The sequence below is a fragment of the Marinobacter gelidimuriae genome (genome assembly GCF_000372805.1).
GTDB classification, from domain to species: domain Bacteria; phylum Pseudomonadota; class Gammaproteobacteria; order Pseudomonadales; family Oleiphilaceae; genus Marinobacter; species Marinobacter gelidimuriae.
In genome coordinates this window covers 1-15,630 of record NZ_KB889916.1, presented here as the reverse complement: position 1 = coordinate 15,630, position 15,630 = coordinate 1, and the positions used below count along the sequence as shown (strand labels likewise).

Annotated in this window: 18 protein-coding genes; all 18 read left to right on the top strand. The window is 48.2% G+C overall.

Annotated features, from left to right (window positions below):
* Window positions 1-211, top strand: a 211-nt coding sequence (locus tag A3OI_RS23445; protein ID WP_026224230.1) for a hypothetical protein, incomplete at its 5' end; no start/stop codon positions are given.
* Window positions 208-699, top strand: a complete 492-nt coding sequence (locus A3OI_RS22185; RefSeq protein WP_018405042.1) for an ISAs1 family transposase — start codon at window positions 208-210, stop codon at window positions 697-699. The genes A3OI_RS23445 and A3OI_RS22185, both read left to right, overlap by 4 nt.
* A 160-nt stretch (window positions 700-859) precedes the next feature.
* Complete coding sequence (locus A3OI_RS0114840) at window positions 860-2,074, top strand: hypothetical protein (protein WP_155903161.1); 1,215 nt, start codon at window positions 860-862, stop codon at window positions 2,072-2,074.
* A gap of 630 nt (window positions 2,075-2,704) precedes the next feature.
* Complete coding sequence (locus A3OI_RS20410) at window positions 2,705-3,379, top strand: glycosyltransferase family protein (RefSeq protein ID WP_155903159.1); 675 nt, start codon at window positions 2,705-2,707, stop codon at window positions 3,377-3,379.
* Entirely contained in the window at window positions 3,376-4,413 is a 1,038-nt protein-coding gene (locus tag A3OI_RS0114825; RefSeq protein WP_018405039.1) for a polysaccharide biosynthesis protein, read from the top strand. The genes A3OI_RS20410 and A3OI_RS0114825 overlap by 4 nt, the downstream gene beginning before the upstream one ends.
* Before the next feature lie 5 nt (window positions 4,414-4,418).
* A complete protein-coding gene (wbjC, locus tag A3OI_RS0114820) occupies window positions 4,419-5,546 on the top strand; it encodes a UDP-2-acetamido-2,6-beta-L-arabino-hexul-4-ose reductase (RefSeq protein ID WP_018405038.1) in 1,128 nt (375 codons plus the stop codon).
* 54 nt (window positions 5,547-5,600) lie between these two features.
* Window positions 5,601-6,740, top strand: a complete 1,140-nt coding sequence (gene wecB / locus A3OI_RS0114815) for a non-hydrolyzing UDP-N-acetylglucosamine 2-epimerase (protein WP_018405037.1) — start codon at window positions 5,601-5,603, stop codon at window positions 6,738-6,740.
* Window positions 6,741-7,916, top strand: a complete 1,176-nt coding sequence (locus A3OI_RS0114810) for a glycosyltransferase (protein ID WP_018405036.1) — start codon at window positions 6,741-6,743, stop codon at window positions 7,914-7,916.
* Window positions 7,913-8,863 carry a UDP-glucose 4-epimerase family protein gene (locus A3OI_RS0114805; RefSeq protein WP_018405035.1) on the top strand — a complete coding sequence of 317 codons (951 nt, stop codon included), beginning with the start codon at window positions 7,913-7,915 and terminating at the stop codon, window positions 8,861-8,863. The genes A3OI_RS0114810 and A3OI_RS0114805 overlap by 4 nt, the downstream gene beginning before the upstream one ends.
* Before the next feature lie 4 nt (window positions 8,864-8,867).
* Window positions 8,868-9,425: a sugar transferase gene (locus A3OI_RS0114800; RefSeq protein WP_018405034.1), complete on the top strand. Its 558-nt coding sequence runs from the start codon at window positions 8,868-8,870 to the stop codon at window positions 9,423-9,425.
* A gap of 35 nt (window positions 9,426-9,460) precedes the next feature.
* Entirely contained in the window at window positions 9,461-11,461 is a 2,001-nt protein-coding gene (locus A3OI_RS0114795) for a nucleoside-diphosphate sugar epimerase/dehydratase (protein ID WP_018405033.1), read from the top strand.
* 235 nt (window positions 11,462-11,696) lie between these two features.
* Complete coding sequence (locus A3OI_RS0114790) at window positions 11,697-12,182, top strand: hypothetical protein (RefSeq protein WP_018405032.1); 486 nt, start codon at window positions 11,697-11,699, stop codon at window positions 12,180-12,182.
* Window positions 12,183-12,447: 265 nt separating this feature from the next.
* A complete protein-coding gene (locus A3OI_RS0114785; RefSeq protein ID WP_018405031.1) occupies window positions 12,448-12,627 on the top strand; it encodes a hypothetical protein in 180 nt (59 codons plus the stop codon).
* Between the two features lie 50 nt (window positions 12,628-12,677).
* The gene (locus A3OI_RS0114780; RefSeq protein WP_018405030.1) at window positions 12,678-12,911 is read left to right on the top strand and encodes a hypothetical protein; all 234 of its coding nucleotides are present in this window, start codon (window positions 12,678-12,680) and stop codon (window positions 12,909-12,911) included.
* Between the two features lie 172 nt (window positions 12,912-13,083).
* Complete coding sequence (locus A3OI_RS0114775) at window positions 13,084-13,689, top strand: DUF6036 family nucleotidyltransferase (RefSeq protein WP_018405029.1); 606 nt, start codon at window positions 13,084-13,086, stop codon at window positions 13,687-13,689.
* Window positions 13,690-14,296: 607 nt separating this feature from the next.
* Window positions 14,297-14,635: a type II toxin-antitoxin system RelE/ParE family toxin gene (locus A3OI_RS22180; RefSeq protein ID WP_081622947.1), complete on the top strand. Its 339-nt coding sequence runs from the start codon at window positions 14,297-14,299 to the stop codon at window positions 14,633-14,635.
* Window positions 14,593-14,910 carry an addiction module antidote protein gene (locus A3OI_RS0114760; RefSeq protein ID WP_018405026.1) on the top strand — a complete coding sequence of 106 codons (318 nt, stop codon included), beginning with the start codon at window positions 14,593-14,595 and terminating at the stop codon, window positions 14,908-14,910. Before A3OI_RS22180 ends, A3OI_RS0114760 begins: the two co-directional genes overlap by 43 nt.
* Before the next feature lie 235 nt (window positions 14,911-15,145).
* On the top strand, window positions 15,146-15,630 hold a 485-nt coding region (locus A3OI_RS0114755), incomplete at its 3' end, for an Rpn family recombination-promoting nuclease/putative transposase (RefSeq protein ID WP_018405025.1).

Genomic DNA, 15,630 nt, shown 5'->3' with positions numbered 1-15,630 from the left:
AGATGAAATTGCTACAGGCGAGATACCGCGCGCGCAACGCCGCCCACTGGCAAAGCCGCTGAGCTATTACCAGAATAAGCATCGGGATCCAAAAGCCGCGATGGTCGCTGCCTACGCCACAGGCGACTACACGATGCAGGCAATAGCGAATTTCTTCGGGGTGCATTATGCTACGGTAAGCAGGGCGGTAAAGGTTGGGGGTGATGTATGATTGCAAGACCTGACCCCAATGTTGGTGTGGTCATGTCATTTCGTAGCGAAGGCGATAAAGCGCCTGCAGAACCCATGATCCGTCACTACATCAGTTCAGCCGAGTTGAGCGCAAAAAAGCTCGCCGAAGCGGCCCGTCAGCACTGGTATATCGAGAATAAATTGCACTGGTCTTTGGATGTCGCTCTTCGTGACGACGCCTGTAAAATCCATCGTGGTTATGCCGCTGAGAACCTCGCGAGAGTGCGTCATATCGCGTTGAATTACCTAAAAGGTGAAACGAATTTTAAAGGCGGCATCCGGCGCAAACAGAAGAAAGCGGCACTGGATGAGAACTACCTTGCCGCGATTCTCGCGGTGCGAAATGTTTCATGCGTTTTCCCTGATCGTGTCTCCCATCAGTGGCCAATATGCAATCGTTCATCAACGGCTTTAGGGCAGCGCTTAATACCTACGCGATCCGGAATTGTTGTATTATTTATTTTTTGAAGCCATGTTCAGAGCTTTCCTAACATAATCTACGTAGTCAATATTTATGCTTCTGAGTTCTATAAACAAAAGAATAGAAAGTTTCATTTTTTTGATATATAAATTTTCTTTTCTGTTCATATCAGTACCGCTCTTTTTCGATTTCGGAAAAATGGAGCTTATGATAATTGAATTTAATGATTATTCGCCCCTCGATCGACCGGCTATTCCTTTTCCTGTTGGTGGTCTTTCTTTTTTGATGGCAGTAATATCGGGTTATTTTTTGTTGATTATTAGATCAGATAAGGTTGTTGCCGTTTTTAAACCGGGAACTATGATTATTTTTTTGTTTTTCTATGTGATCGGCCTTGGCATTCATTCTCTCTATGTTTCTGGGTTGAGCCTTCCTAGATTTATACAGCTGATATTTCCGGTAATGTCATTAGTAATCCTAACTTTTCCCGTCAGAAGAGAAGATAGATTGGTGATATTCAAATTTTATGTTATTGGTCTTTTAATAGTTATTAGCTCTCATTTTCTTTCTTTGGTGCTGACAGCTGATAATATCATGTCAGTTGATGACAGAAGTGAGTTTTCGTTAGTGTTTGGATTGATATTATATCAAGCATTGGTATCTTATCCTGGAGTACTTTCTTTAGCGTTTTTTTTGAGTTTGGCAGTTTTGTATAGGCAGTTATCAGTCCTTCCGCTGGTTAAAGGCAGAAGCTTCACTGTTATGATATCTTTAATGGTTTTTATTTTGGGGTTCTTAGGTTTGTCTTCTGGCAGAAAGGCATTCTTAGCTGAGTTTTTGACAGGTTTTCTAATAATATTAATGATGGCCTTCTTCTATGGGTTGGTTTATAGAAAGACAAGTCTTCGTTCATTAATGTCGCTGTTTTTATTTGTTGTTTTCTCTTTTTTCGGGGCGTTTATTTACTTGACGAATGGGATGTCAGGTAGGTCTGTTGGGTTGATAGAAAGTGGAAATGTTGATTCAGGGAGGTTGTCGATACTGAAAAATGCTTTTGATTTTTTTTACAATAATTTAGATATTTTTATGTTTGGAACTGGTGGTTCTGGTTCACCAGGAATGCACAATTTTTTTCTTGATCAAATATATAGAATTGGGATTTTTGCGACATTTTTTTGTTATTTTGTGTTTGCATATTTGATTCGAAGATTTTACAAAAAAAATAATATTTATTTATCTATAGGTTTCTCTAAGTCTATGTATATTCTAATACTCGGTTCTTGTGTTTTATGGCAGTCAATGGTTAATTCTTCAATCTCTCAACCTTATTATTTAATTAACGCGTTGGTGACAGTTTCTTTTGTTCTTTTTGTTGTTTTCTCAAAGGACCAATTATACGTTTCTCGTATGCATAACCACTGAACTATTTTGTCCTGACTATTAAATAAATTTGTGAAAAATACATAGAATCAGAATGAGTGTCGGGATCACTGGGTCTGGCATAATAAGGAAACGGTAATGGCTTTTCATAGACGGAGTGGATTTTGAGTTCTCATTTAGACTGAAGAAAAATGGAATACCGATATTTTTAGTATCCAACGCGGTGCTTGATCATAAACTTGGCGACAAAACTGTAAAAGTTTTTCGAAAGGTTCATAGTTTTCACTCTCCAATTCGGCGTTATTATATTTTTAGAAATCATTTCTATCTGTTGTCGATATATGGTAAAGATTTTCCCCTTCAGCTATCTAAAATGACTCTCTCGCGCTTCTTTTATTTTTTTACTATTATATTTTTAGGCGATAAGCGAATCGACAGTGTTCGATATGTCATCAAGGGAGTTTTAGACTTTATTCGAGGGGTGACGGGCAAGGTTGACTAATATGTATTAGTTTTTTATTCAATTTGGGATTTCCATGAAAAAAATTTGTTTTATTGTCGTTAATCATTTTGGTTTTCGACAAACGGTAGAAATGTACAAGTCCCTTTTAGTTGTATCTAATAGTCCTGATAACTTTGACTTTGACTTTGTCATTGTTGATAATTCTTTGGATGAAAACGAATCCAATAGGTTGGATATTTTTTTCGAGAGCTCAAAAAAATGTTAAATTGATTTATTCGGAATGTAATGAAGGCTACTTTTCCGGGCTTAATTTAGGCTTAGGGGTTTGTGATGTTGAAAAATATAAATATGTATGTATTGGGAATAATGATCTAGTTTTTGATAAGCTCTTTCTAGACTCTTTAAAAGGTAAGATTTTTTCTAAAGATGTTTTTGTTGTTTGCCCCGACATTGTAACAGTGGATGGGTTTCATCAAAATCCTCATGTTGTTAAAAGAGTTAGTAAAATACGAAAACTTAAGTTAGATATTTACTATACTTCATTTTTTGTTGCTAATTTTCTTCTCGTCGTCCAGAAGTTCTTAATGCCTAGGAGGCCAAATAAGAAATCTGATAGCCCGCAGTATATTCACATGGGAATTGGAGCCTTTTATATTCTTACTTCTGAGTTTTTCAAAAAGAATACTGAATTAGAATATCCGTTTTTTCTCTATGGTGAAGAGGCGTTTTTGAGTGCTCAAGTGATTAAAAGTGACGGTAAAATATATTACGACCCAGATTTGGTTGTTTATCACGAAGAGTCGGCATCGTTATCAAAAGCTCCAAGTCTTAAAAGATACAACTGGTCTAAGGAAAGTTATAGAGTACACAGGGATTTTTTATGAGAATTCGTTTTAGAAATAAAAAATTGCTAATAACTGGTGGCACCGGATCTTTCGGTAACGCCGTCCTCAGACGCTTCTTGGACACGGACATTGAAGAAATTCGCATCTTCAGCCGAGACGAAAAGAAACAAGATGATATGCGTAAGCGCTACAACAACCCCAAACTCAAATTCTATATTGGGGACGTACGTGACTATCAGTCTGTACTGAGTGCAGTGCGCGGTGTTGATTTTATTTATCATGCCGCAGCGCTCAAGCAAGTGCCATCCTGCGAATTTCACCCGATGGAAGCAGTCAAGACGAACGTGCTTGGTACAGAGAATGTTCTTGAAGCCGCCATTTCGTGTGGTGTGAAGCGCGTTGTTTGCCTAAGTACAGATAAAGCCGTTTACCCCATCAACGCCATGGGCATCTCCAAGGCAATGATGGAAAAGATCGTTGTCGCCAAGTCCCGCTCAAGCACCGAAACAGTTATTTGCGCCACTCGCTACGGCAACGTAATGGCGTCCCGCGGTTCGGTTATTCCATTGTTTGTCGAGCAGATCAAAGCTGGGCAGCCGATAACTATTACGGACCCAGACATGACCCGTTTCATGATGACCTTGGACGACGCGGTGGACCTGGTTCTTTATGCGTTTGAGTACGCTTCCCCTGGGGATATTTTCGTTCAGAAAGCACCTGCGGCAACCATCGAAACGCTAGCCCATGCGCTGACGGAGTTGATGGGTGTGCCAGAGCACGAAGTTCGAATTATTGGCACTCGTCACGGTGAGAAGCTTTTTGAAGCCTTGCTTAGCCGGGAAGAAATGGTCGCGGCTGAAAATCTTGAGGGTTACTACCGGGTTCCGCCTGATCTTCGCGACTTAAACTACGGCAAGTACGTTGAGCAGGGTGAGCAGAAGATCTCTGAAGCCGTTGATTACAACTCACACAATACAGAAAGATTGGATAAAGCAGGCATGCAGAAGCTGCTAATGAAGTTGGACTTCATCCAATCGATCGTAGAAGGCAAAGACCCACAGCCACAGGATTAATAGCAATGCACGTAGTGATTACAGGCGCAGACGGTTTTATTGGTAAAAATTTACGACAGCATTTGGCGGAACGCAACGATGTTGATGTCTCGTCGATAACTCGTGAATCCTCCAAAGACGAACTGCGAGAGGCGTTGGCGATCGCAACCCACGTTGTTCATTTAGCGGGCGTGAATCGGCCTCAGAATGTGACAGAGTTTCAGGAGGGTAATGCCGATTTCACTGCTGAAATTTGTGATATTTTGGCTGTAATGGCTCGTGATGAAGGTAAAAAGGTACCGCTGTTTATTACCTCATCCACACAGGCAACACTTGATAACGACTATGGCATTAGCAAACGCAACGGCGAAATCGCAGCCCAGAAGGCCGCCAGTGAGTCCGGTTTTCCACTCTTTATTTTTCGACTGCCCAACGTGTTTGGAAAGTGGTCTCGCCCGAACTATAACTCTGCTGTCGCAACATTTTGCCACAACGTTGCGCGAAACAAGCCTATTCAGGTTAATAACGCAGAGGCTGAGATAACGCTGGTTTATGTAGATGACGTGGTTGAGCGCATACTGCAGTTGTTAGATGGCGCGCAGCCCAACCCGGACTTAAATGGCTTTGAGCAGGTTCAGCCCCAATACACCACTACGGTGGGTGACTTGGCTAAAACCATTCGCGGATTCAAGGCAAGTCGGGAATCGTTGGTCACCGATCGAGTGGGGCAGGGATTGGTCAGGGCTTTGCATTCCACCTATGTCAGCTTTTTACCACCGTCGGAGTTTTCGTACACGGTCCCGCGGCACGGCGACCACCGTGGCGTGTTTGTTGAAATGCTTAAAACACCAGATTGCGGTCAGTTTTCATATTTCACAGCGCACCCTGGTATCACCCGTGGCGGCCACTATCACCATTCCAAAACGGAAAAATTTCTGGTGATTAGCGGTCAGGCTCGCTTTAAATTTCGTCAGATCCAGACAGGTGAGGAGTACGAGCTGGTGACCGATGGTGAAAAAGCCGAAATTGTCGAGACGGTACCAGGCTGGACCCACGATATTACCAATATTGGTGACACGGAAATGGTGGTCATGTTGTGGGCGAACGAAATCTTTGATCGAGAAAAGCCTGATACCTTTGCCTGTCCTCTTTAATAGTTCACTGCTTCCCATTCGTTCTGATCAACAAATAATTGAGTGCGATTTGCCATGAAAAAACTGAAGGTAATGACGGTTGTGGGCACTCGCCCTGAGATCATCCGTCTTTCTCGGGTGTTGGCCCGGCTGGATGAGTTCTGTGAGCACATTCTGGTACACACGGGCCAGAACTACGATTACGAACTGAACCAGGTCTTTTTTGATGACCTCAATATCCGTAAGCCGGATTATTTTCTGAACAGCGCCGATGGCAGCAAAAGCGCGGCGAATACGATCGGTAATCTGATTTCGTCGGTTGATGAGGTTTTGGAAATCGTCAAACCAGAAGCCTTGCTGGTGTTGGGTGACACCAATAGCTGTCTGTCTGTCATACCGGCTAAGCGTCGGAAAGTGCCGATTTTCCACATGGAAGCGGGTAATCGGTGCTTTGATCAACGGGTGCCAGAGGAAACCAATCGCCGTATTGTCGACCATACGTCGGACATTAATATGACGTACAGCAGCATTGCACGGGATTATTTGCTGCGTGAGGGAATTCCGCCGGATCAGGTGATCAAAACCGGTAGCCCGATGTTTGAAGTGCTGAATCACTATCGCCCTCAGATAGATGCCTCGGATGTGCTACAGCGGTTGGAGCTGAAAGAAGGGCAGTATTTTGTTGTTAGCGCACACCGCGAGGAAAATATTGAGTCAGAGCGCTCATTCACTAAGCTGGTTGAGACTCTGAACAGCGTTGCGGAAAGCTATAACCTGCCGGTGATTGTGTCTACGCACCCCCGTACCCAGAATCGCATCAATGCCGCCGGCTCGGAATTTCACCCAAAGGTTCGGCTACTAAAGCCGCTAGGGTTCCACGACTACGTAAGGCTGCAGCTTTCTGCCAAGGCGGTATTGTCTGATAGCGGCACCATTAATGAAGAGTCTTCCATTCTTAACTTTCCTGCTTTGAATATTCGTGAGGCCCATGAACGACCCGAAGGCATGGAGGAGGCCGCTGTAATGATGGTTGGGCTGGAGGTAGAGAGAGTTCAGCAGGGGCTGGCTATTCTTGAAACCCAGGCCCGCGGCGAATCGGCACGGACTCTGAGGTTGGTTGCCGACTACAGCATGCCCAATGTTTCGGATAAGGTTGTTCGGATTATCCACAGCTATACCGATTATGTGAATCGTGTAGTTTGGAAACAATACTGAATGCGTCGATTTAAAATGGATGTTGTTGTCATTAATCGGAGCTTCTGGCCGATTTATCCTGTGATTGGTGAAGTTCTGCTTCGTTTTTGCGAGAAGGCCGCAAGCGAGTGCAGAGTGGGCGTCATCATGCAGGATCATGTAGGCATTCGGGACAAGCTCGATGAAGCGCAGCGAGGAAAGGAGGTTGATTTCTTCCCGTGCAAAGCACTAACATCTTCTTCCAGTGGCCTGTTTCTGCGAATGATTGATACAGTTTTCTTTATGCTGTGGGTTGTTGGTGTTCTTCTTTGGCAACGCCCGAAAACAGTTTACGTATCAACCGACCCCCCAATTCTGGTGCCTTTTATAGTGATGCTTTATGCGCGAGTATTTAAGGCGCAGTTTGTGTATCACTTGCAAGATATTCACCCTGAAGCGACGAACGTTGTCGTCAAGTTGAATAGTTTTGTGTACGGCATTTTGCGCAAGTTGGACTGTTTAACGATGCGCCGGGCTGATCAGTTAATAACGATTACGGAGCAGATGGCTGACCAGATAAGACAGCGCTCCGGGACAGAGGCGCCAATAACGGTACTCGCAAACCCCGCCGTGTCCTTCGATGAGGTCGATTTCCCGAGCCGAAAGAAGCTTGGGTTTTCTTTTTGTGGCAATGCAGGTCGCTTACAGCGTATTCCTCTTGTTATTAAATCCATTACCGAATACCTAAACAGTGGTGGCACGCTGGAATTTGTATTTGCGGGCTCCGGAGTGTTTGCTAAGGATCTAAAAGCGCTGTCCGAAAAATATGAAAAAGTGATGTATCTCGGGCTGGTGACGCCTCTTCAGGCGGCTCAGCTTAATGCTACTTACGAGTGGGCGTTATTGCCGATTGAGGATGAGGTCACGCGCTATGCTTTTCCGAGTAAAACTTCTTCATACGTATTTTCTGGCGCAAAAATCCTGGCAATTTGTGGCAAGAAAACAAGCGTTGCAGATTGGGTGACGGATAAAAAGCTGGGAACGTGTGCCGACCCCAACGTTGAAGCAATTGTTTCAGTGTATCGGGCTATTGAAACCGGACAATTTGATGAAGCTGGCTTCGATATGGATCGCGCCGAACTGAAAAGCGGGCTGGGGTTTGAAAACTTTATTCAGGACCTGCACGGTTTGATGCTGGCAAAGGGTAGTAACGAATGAGCAGCGATCGAATTCTGATAACAGGCGTCAGTGGCTTTGTAGGCGGGCGTTTGGCTGATTGCATTATTGATTCTGGTGTTTACGGTGTGACAGGGGTATCACGGACGGCGTTTAGTAAATCGTACCCTGTTTTTGAAATTCCATCGTTTTTTGACTTGCCCGCCGTAGATGCTCTTTTTGACGGCGTATCTGTTGTGGTTCATGCGGCGGCAAGAGTACACGTTATGAGCGACACAGAGAGTGATCCGCTTCAAGCCTTTCGCGAAGTAAATGTTGAGGGCGCCCTTAACTTTGCGCGCCAAGCGGCTGCGGCTGGTGTGAAGCGGTTTATATTTATAAGTTCTATCAAAGTGAACGGAGAGCAAACTCGGTTAGGCCAACCCTTCTTTTCACACGATGATCCGTCACCCGAAGACTTCTACGGTATTTCCAAGCACGAAGCAGAGCAGGGTTTGCGCGAGCTGGCTGTCGAGACTGGCATGGAAGTTGTCATCATTCGCCCACCTCTCGTGTATGGCCCAGGTGTAAAGGGTAACTTTGCCAGCATGATCAAGCTGGTTGGCAAAGGCCTTCCCCTGCCACTGGGTGCGGTTCATAACAAGCGCTCGCTTGTCGCTTTGGACAACCTCGTCGATTTGATCATCACCTGCATTGATCACCCCGGTGCAGTAAATGAGACGTTTCTGATTAGTGACGGTGGGGACCTGTCCACAACCCAATTGCTTCAAGGCGTTGCGGCGGCTATGGGTAAGCCATCGCGGCTTATTCCGGTTCCTGCGGGTTTGCTGCAATTCGGCGCTACGCTGCTGGGAAAAAAAGCCGTTGCTCAGCGTTTATTAGGATCTCTTCAGGTTGATATCAGCCACACTCGAAAGTGTCTAAACTGGATTCCGCCTCTTACAGTGAAGCAAGGCCTTCAACGTTGTTTTCCCAATCAGCAGGATTGAATTTGTGATTCGTACTTTGGATTTTTTGTTTTCGTTACTCGGCCTGGTGTTTGGTTCCCCGGTGTTGCTGGTGCTTTGTGTTATTGGCTTATTTGACACAGGTTCCCCTGTTTTCAGGCAGGAGCGGGTAGGGCGGTATAAAAAGCCGTTTACTTTGGTGAAATTTCGCACTATGTCTGTTGATACAGCGTCGGTGGCTAGTCACTTGGCGAGCAGCTCCTCCATCACCAAGTTTGGGCATTTTTTGCGCCGTACCAAGCTGGATGAGCTGCCGCAGCTTTGGAATGTGTTGAAAGGCGAGATGAGCTTGGTAGGGCCGCGCCCATGTTTGTTCAACCAGGAAGAGCTGATTCAGCAGCGTGAACAGCGCGGTGTGTTAGGCGCTCGGCCGGGGGTTACCGGTTTGGCGCAGGTGAACGATATTGATATGTCGACGCCTGAGCTTCTAGCAACAACGGATGCCAAAATGCTGGTGAATCTGACTGTTTCGGCGTACTTCAAGTACATTTTTATGACGGTCTCAGGCAAGGGCTCTGGTGACCGTATTCCAGGTCGAGAGTAGCTTTGGCACGTTCGTCAGGAAGGCAAGAGGTTACTATGTTCAAGGCATTCCTTCAGTTGTCCCGCTTTAAAAAGCGCGTAATCTCCCTGTTTGTGGATTTTGCCGTCCTTTCTTTTGCACTTTGGGCGTCTTTTGCGTTGCGCTTGGACGTGGCCTTGTGGGAACCAAACAGAGCTCAGTTGCTGATTTCACTGCTTACCGTGGTATTTACGCTGGCGGTGTTCGTTCGGCTTGGTTTGTATCGTGCTGTTATTCGCTACATGAGTGACCGGGCTTTTATAACCATCATCACCGGCGTTGCTGCCTCGACGCTGTTGCTGGTGTTACTTAGCTACAGCTTGAATGTGTTTGTTCCCCGTTCTGTTCCGCTAATCTACTCTGCGCTGGCGCTTATTTTTGTAGGTGGGAGCCGCATGAGTATGCGCATGTTGGTGCAATACTCTTCCGGCCGTGACAAAGAGCGCGTGGCGATTATAGGTGCCGGTCAAACCGGTGTGCAGCTGGCCAAAGCGTTACAGCAGGGTAACGAATACCACCCTGTCATGTTCATCAGTCTGATACCTGGCAACCACAAAACCTTGGTGGTGGGTTTGCCAGCGTTTGCGTTAAGCCATTTAAAAGACGCGGTGCGCAGTCTGCGTGTTGAGCGCTTGCTGTTGGCGGTGGATGCGGATTTGGACGTGAACCGTCGCGAGTTGCTGACTCAGTTGGAAAAGCTGAATCTTCCGGTGCAAACGGTGCCGTCGTTTAGCGAAGTGATTGCTGGCCAGGCCCGCATTAATGACATTCGCGATCTTGAGATTGAGGATCTGCTGGGCCGTGATCCGGTGCGGCCAGACAACGCCCAGGTGGCTTCGTCTCTATTCGAACGATCGGTGATGGTGACTGGCGCTGGTGGTTCGATTGGCTCCGAGTTGTGCCGGCAGATTATCCGCCACCAGCCCAAGTGCCTGGTGTTGTTTGAGCAATCTGAGTTTGCCCTGTACGCCATTGAGCGCGAGCTTCAGCAGATCAATCTCATGGAAGGTCTGAATGTGTGTGTTCACCCATTGCTGGGCAGTGTGGTGCACCGCCGCCGTTGTGAAGCGGTAATGCGTTCGTTTGGGGTGCAAACGGTGTATCACGCGGCGGCGTACAAGCACGTGCCGCTGGTAGAGCACAATGTGATTGAAGGTGTGCAGAACAATGTGTTTGGCACATTGCACGCGGCCGAGGCGGCGGTTGCAGCGGGCGTTGAGTTGTTTGTGTTGATTTCTACCGATAAAGCGGTACGTTCCACCAACGTGATGGGCGCCAGTAAGCGTATGGCGGAGTTGGTGTTGCAGGGGCTGGCGCAGCGCCAGAGTGCGACGGCTTTCTCGATGGTGCGTTTTGGCAATGTGCTGGGCTCATCCGGTTCGGTGGTGCCCTTGTTCCGGGATCAGATTAGTAGCGGTGGCCCGGTGACGGTCACCCATCCGGACATTATTCGCTATTTCATGACCATTCCCGAAGCCAGCCAGCTGGTGCTGCAGGCCGGCAGTATGGGGCAGGGTGGCGAGGTGTTTGTGCTGGACATGGGCGAGCCGGTAAAAATTGCCGATTTGGCTCGCAAGATGATGCATTTGATGGGCCGCCGCGAAAGAACCGCCGAGCAGCCAGATGGCGAGATAGAGTTGGTGTTCAGTGGCCTGCGACCTGGTGAGAAATTATTTGAAGAGCTTTTGATTGGTGACGATCCACAAGGCACGGCACACCCGCGCATTATGATGGCCCGTGAAGTGTGTATGACCTGGCCTGAGGTGGCGGATACCATCAGGCAACTGCAATACGCCAGCCACGCCTTTGATTGTGAGGGTGTGGTTTCTATCCTGAAAACCGCTCCTACGGGTTTTGCGCCTAATGGCGGTGTTGAAGACCTGGTGTGGAATTTGAATCCGCGGCCGTTGGTGGCTGGGGCGACCGATAAAGCGGGGTCAGCCGGGACAGTGGGTAAAGCCGGGACAGATTTGAAATCTGTCCCGAAGGCGGGAAAGGAGAAGCTGGGACAGATTTGAAATCTGTCCCGAGGGCGGGAAAAGAGAAGCTGGGACAGATTTGAAATCTGTCCCGAGGAGGAAACTGAAGTAAAGCGGGGACAGATTTATAAATCTGTCCCCAGGGAGTAAAGCCAGCACCAAAGTGGGGACAGACTTTAAGTCTGTCCCCGGCCGGCTCTTGAAATCGGCAACAAGGAATTGTTCAGTCATCCGGAGTTTGTTCAGCAGTTGATCGAAGGGTTTGCCCCGTTCGATGCGCCAGACACCGTTGAGTGGGGTTTTTGGTGTCGAGAATGCCGGCCACAGCTGGGAGGCTTTGCAGCAGGCGGTGGATCGGGTTGTGGCGATCATACAGTCGGACCCAAATAAGGATCGTACCGACAGGATCATTACCCGCTGGCTCAAGCGCCATTTGCAGCGACTCGGGGCTGAAGTACACCTGGATCAGCTCAACAGTTTGGTGGAGGACAGAGATATGTTGGCAGAGAATTTGGAGAACTTGGTTAAGAAAGAACGGCTTGAAGGCATGCTGGTAGGGCGTCAAGAAGGGCGTCAAGAAGGTGAGCACATGAAGGCTGAACAAATCGCCCATAACCTGATCCACCGCACCGAAATGGATGATCAGATGATTGCGGAGATTGCAGAGATTGCAGAGATTGCAGAGATTGCAGAGATTGCAGAGATTGCTGGTTTGACGGTTGATGAAGTTAGTCGGTTAAGGTCAGAGGTCAAGCACTGACCGAAATTCAGTGTGAATTACAAACATGACAAGGGCAGCCTATTGGCTGCCCTTGCTGTATCTATATGAATGGAACGGCTTTCAGGCTGCCACAAGGGGCGTTCCAGGATCCAGTGTGACACTTAGCTGGTAGTATTTATCAAGCGAGCCAGCGGCACGACGTAAGAATACATGGACAGGCACTCACTCCGTTTGTTGCCCTATAAAGCCCGATGACATTCTGGAAGCCCGGCGCACCGAGGACGCCGGCAGCACCCTGTGGCAGGTGTTTGGCCGCACCCAGGAAAACCTGTTCAAAGGCGGCTTACGCGGGCGCTCCACCAGCGGACGCGCCACCCGTACCCGCGCCATCAACAGCGTGACCGAAGATGTGCGCCTGAACCGTGCGCTGTGGAAGCTCACGGAACGCTTTGCCGAGTTAAAAGGCGCGGACCTGGTGACGTAACGCCAGGCTTGTTCACCGACGGACACCACCACTTTATTTGGAGACACACCATGAATGCACTGTTGAAGCCGCCTATTGCCGAACAAAATCACCCCGCTCAGCTTCATCCCAAACTCATCGCCGGGGAAACCTCCGGCACCTATCGTGTTGAAGGTGATGTCACCGATGCCCAACTGTTACACCTGGCCAAATTACTGGCCCGCCGCAAACGATCTGAGGAAAAATCTGACTGTGTGGATATTCGGCAAATAGCAGCGCTTTTAGACCGGTGTTTACAGCTGTAAGCTCACCTAAACATTCAGTCCACCTCACGCTCGCTTTCAGGGCGGCGTGGGGCAGGAGTGCGAAGGGACTCTTTTTTGCTTTTCTGGTTACAGGCTGACGGTCTGGCTCAGACGGCTCTCTAGCAGATCGACCGTGTGGTAAACTCAACAAAATGTCTGAAGAGAGTGGTTTATGCTGCTAGAACCGAGAGGTTACCCCGTGATTGAGCCTGGAACGGCGCTTGGCAAAGCTCTTGTAGAATTCTTTAGTGTACTGGAGCCCGTTTATGCAGATGGGACGATGGGAGTTTTTCAGGTGATCGTTTTCGGGGGCTGTGCGGTGCATATTCATACTCAGTCCAGAGGGAGTGCTGACGTGGATGCAGAGGTTGCTTCTCACGGCCGTGCTGACCGATCTGAGATTATTGGACTATTAGGCGACGATGCATACGTTTTTTTTGATGAGGAAGGTGTGTCCCAAATGTTGGAGCTGGACCTCAGCTTTAATACGACACTAGGCCCGCTGCATGAAGACTATGAAGATCGTGTGATTCGTTTAACGACGCAAAGTGATATTCCGAATGTCGAGGTTTACGTAGCCAGTCCAGTTGATGTGGCCATATCCAAACTAGGTCGCTTCGGAGACCGGGATCAGAAAGATATACAGTCCTTACTCAGGTTGCCGTTCGTGAATGTTAATGAATTCGAGCGACTGGCTCGTGAGGCCATTGGTTATTATGTCGGCAATAAAATGCCAGTATTGGGTAACTTGGAATCATCGCTGAAAGATTATCAGTGAGCAATTGGGGGGATGGCCATGTTGAATACACGAGAACTGCTCCGTCAAGTGGGTTCGCTTCCGCTGGACGCCAGGCTGGAGGACATCAAAGAACTGGCTGACGTAGTTTGGTATCAAGGCTATTTCCCCACCAAAACAGACTTGGAACTGCTGCGTCCCCGTCTCTCCCGAGAGGGATTCCAGCGGCTACTCTGTGTTTTGGAGTTACTGAGCCAGTATCCAGTCTGTCCGCGTGAGGGTGCACGGCATTTGCAGGAATTGACGCTGTATTTTCACCGATTGTTACTGGGTGGCGGTGGTCCCCTAGGGCAAGGGCGTTATTCGCCCAGTAAACGGTGGCAGATTAACGACCAAACCAGTGCTCTTAGAAAAGCCCTTCTGCCCATTCAAACAAGGACGTATGCGGATTCGACCGGGAAGAGGCATGGGCTCAGCGCTTAATGCGCTGGCGAAGAGTTCAACAGTAGCCCCCTTGAGCGGCGTGTTTGGTATTTGAGAGCGCCGGCCATAGCTGGGATAAAACGTCGCTGACAGGCACTCGTATTGCTCAGAAATCCGCATTTCTCTTTGCATTGCGCCCTTGTAGTCGAAGAACTACGCTGTACTTATGCTTGATATTAAACAGACTGATACCTACCGAAAATGGGAGCGTAAACTCCGTGATTCGCGTGCCAAGGCATTGATTGCTGCACGCATCTTTCGGCTCGCCAATAACCTTGCAGGTGATGTAAAGCCGGTGGGGCAGGGCGTCAGCGAACTGCGCATCCACCATGGACCTGGGTATCGTGTTTACTTCAAGCAGCGCGGTAATGAGGTGGTCATTTTGCTTTGTGGCGGGGATAAAAGCACTCAGCAAAGCGATATCGACACGGCGCAATGCTTAGAAGTTGAATGGGAGGGGTTATGGGCGACAATATTTATGACTACGATCCGGCGGAGGCGCTAGACAGTCCGGATGCCATTGCGATATTTCTTGCTGACGCACTGGAGACCGGTGATTCTGGCTATATTGCTAAGGCGATGGGGGTAGTGGCTCGAGCCAAGGGTATGGCAGAACTGGCACGTGAAACCGGTCTTTCCCGTGAACAGCTTTACCGCTCATTCAGTGGGCAGGGCAACCCTACCCTGAAAACCATGCTTGCGGTAACGCGAGCCTTGGGCGTGGACTTGACGACTCGCCCACACCAAGAACCTGTAGTGGTGCAAAATTCCCAGGCGTGAGACCGGTTCAGCAAAAAAGGGTCGTCCGGGTACGCCGCTAGGCCACTCTTCGGCGTTCTTTGCGATAGTCGCCTCAAAAGCTGTGGCTCGTTCGCACAGATGTAACAAACGTATGGCGTCTAATCACGGTTGAAAAAGCGGGGACAGATTTGAAATCTGTCCCCGAGAACATCCAGTTCCACCTGCTGAAAATCCTGAGCGTGGTATAGTAAAATTTGCCGAATCAGGAGGACGCATGGCAACGAATCACCACGACACCGGTTACAAGGAATTGTTCAGTCATCCGGAATTTGTACAACAGTTAGTTGAGGGGTTTGCTCCCTCTGAGATTGCAGGCCTGATGGATTTCAATACGCTCAAGAATCACAGCGGCAATTACATCACCCCGCTGTTCGAGGAGAAGTTCGAAGACGTCGTGTGGTCTGTCGAGATCACTTGGGAGGGCGTGCCTCAGCAGGTGTATTTGTATATTCTGCTGGAGTTTCAATCCCGGGTTGATCGCGCCATGCCAATCCGGTTGATGCACTATGTGGCCTGTTTCTACGACCACCTGCTGAAGAACAAGGTGACAACACCAAAAGGTGGGTTGCCGCCAGTATTCCCTATCGTGCTTTACAATGGTTCGCAGCGCTGGACCGCAGAGCAGGATGTTTACGAGATGGTGCAGCCGGAACCTCCTGCTTTCTTGCGTGTCTATCAACCACACTTGCGGTATTACCT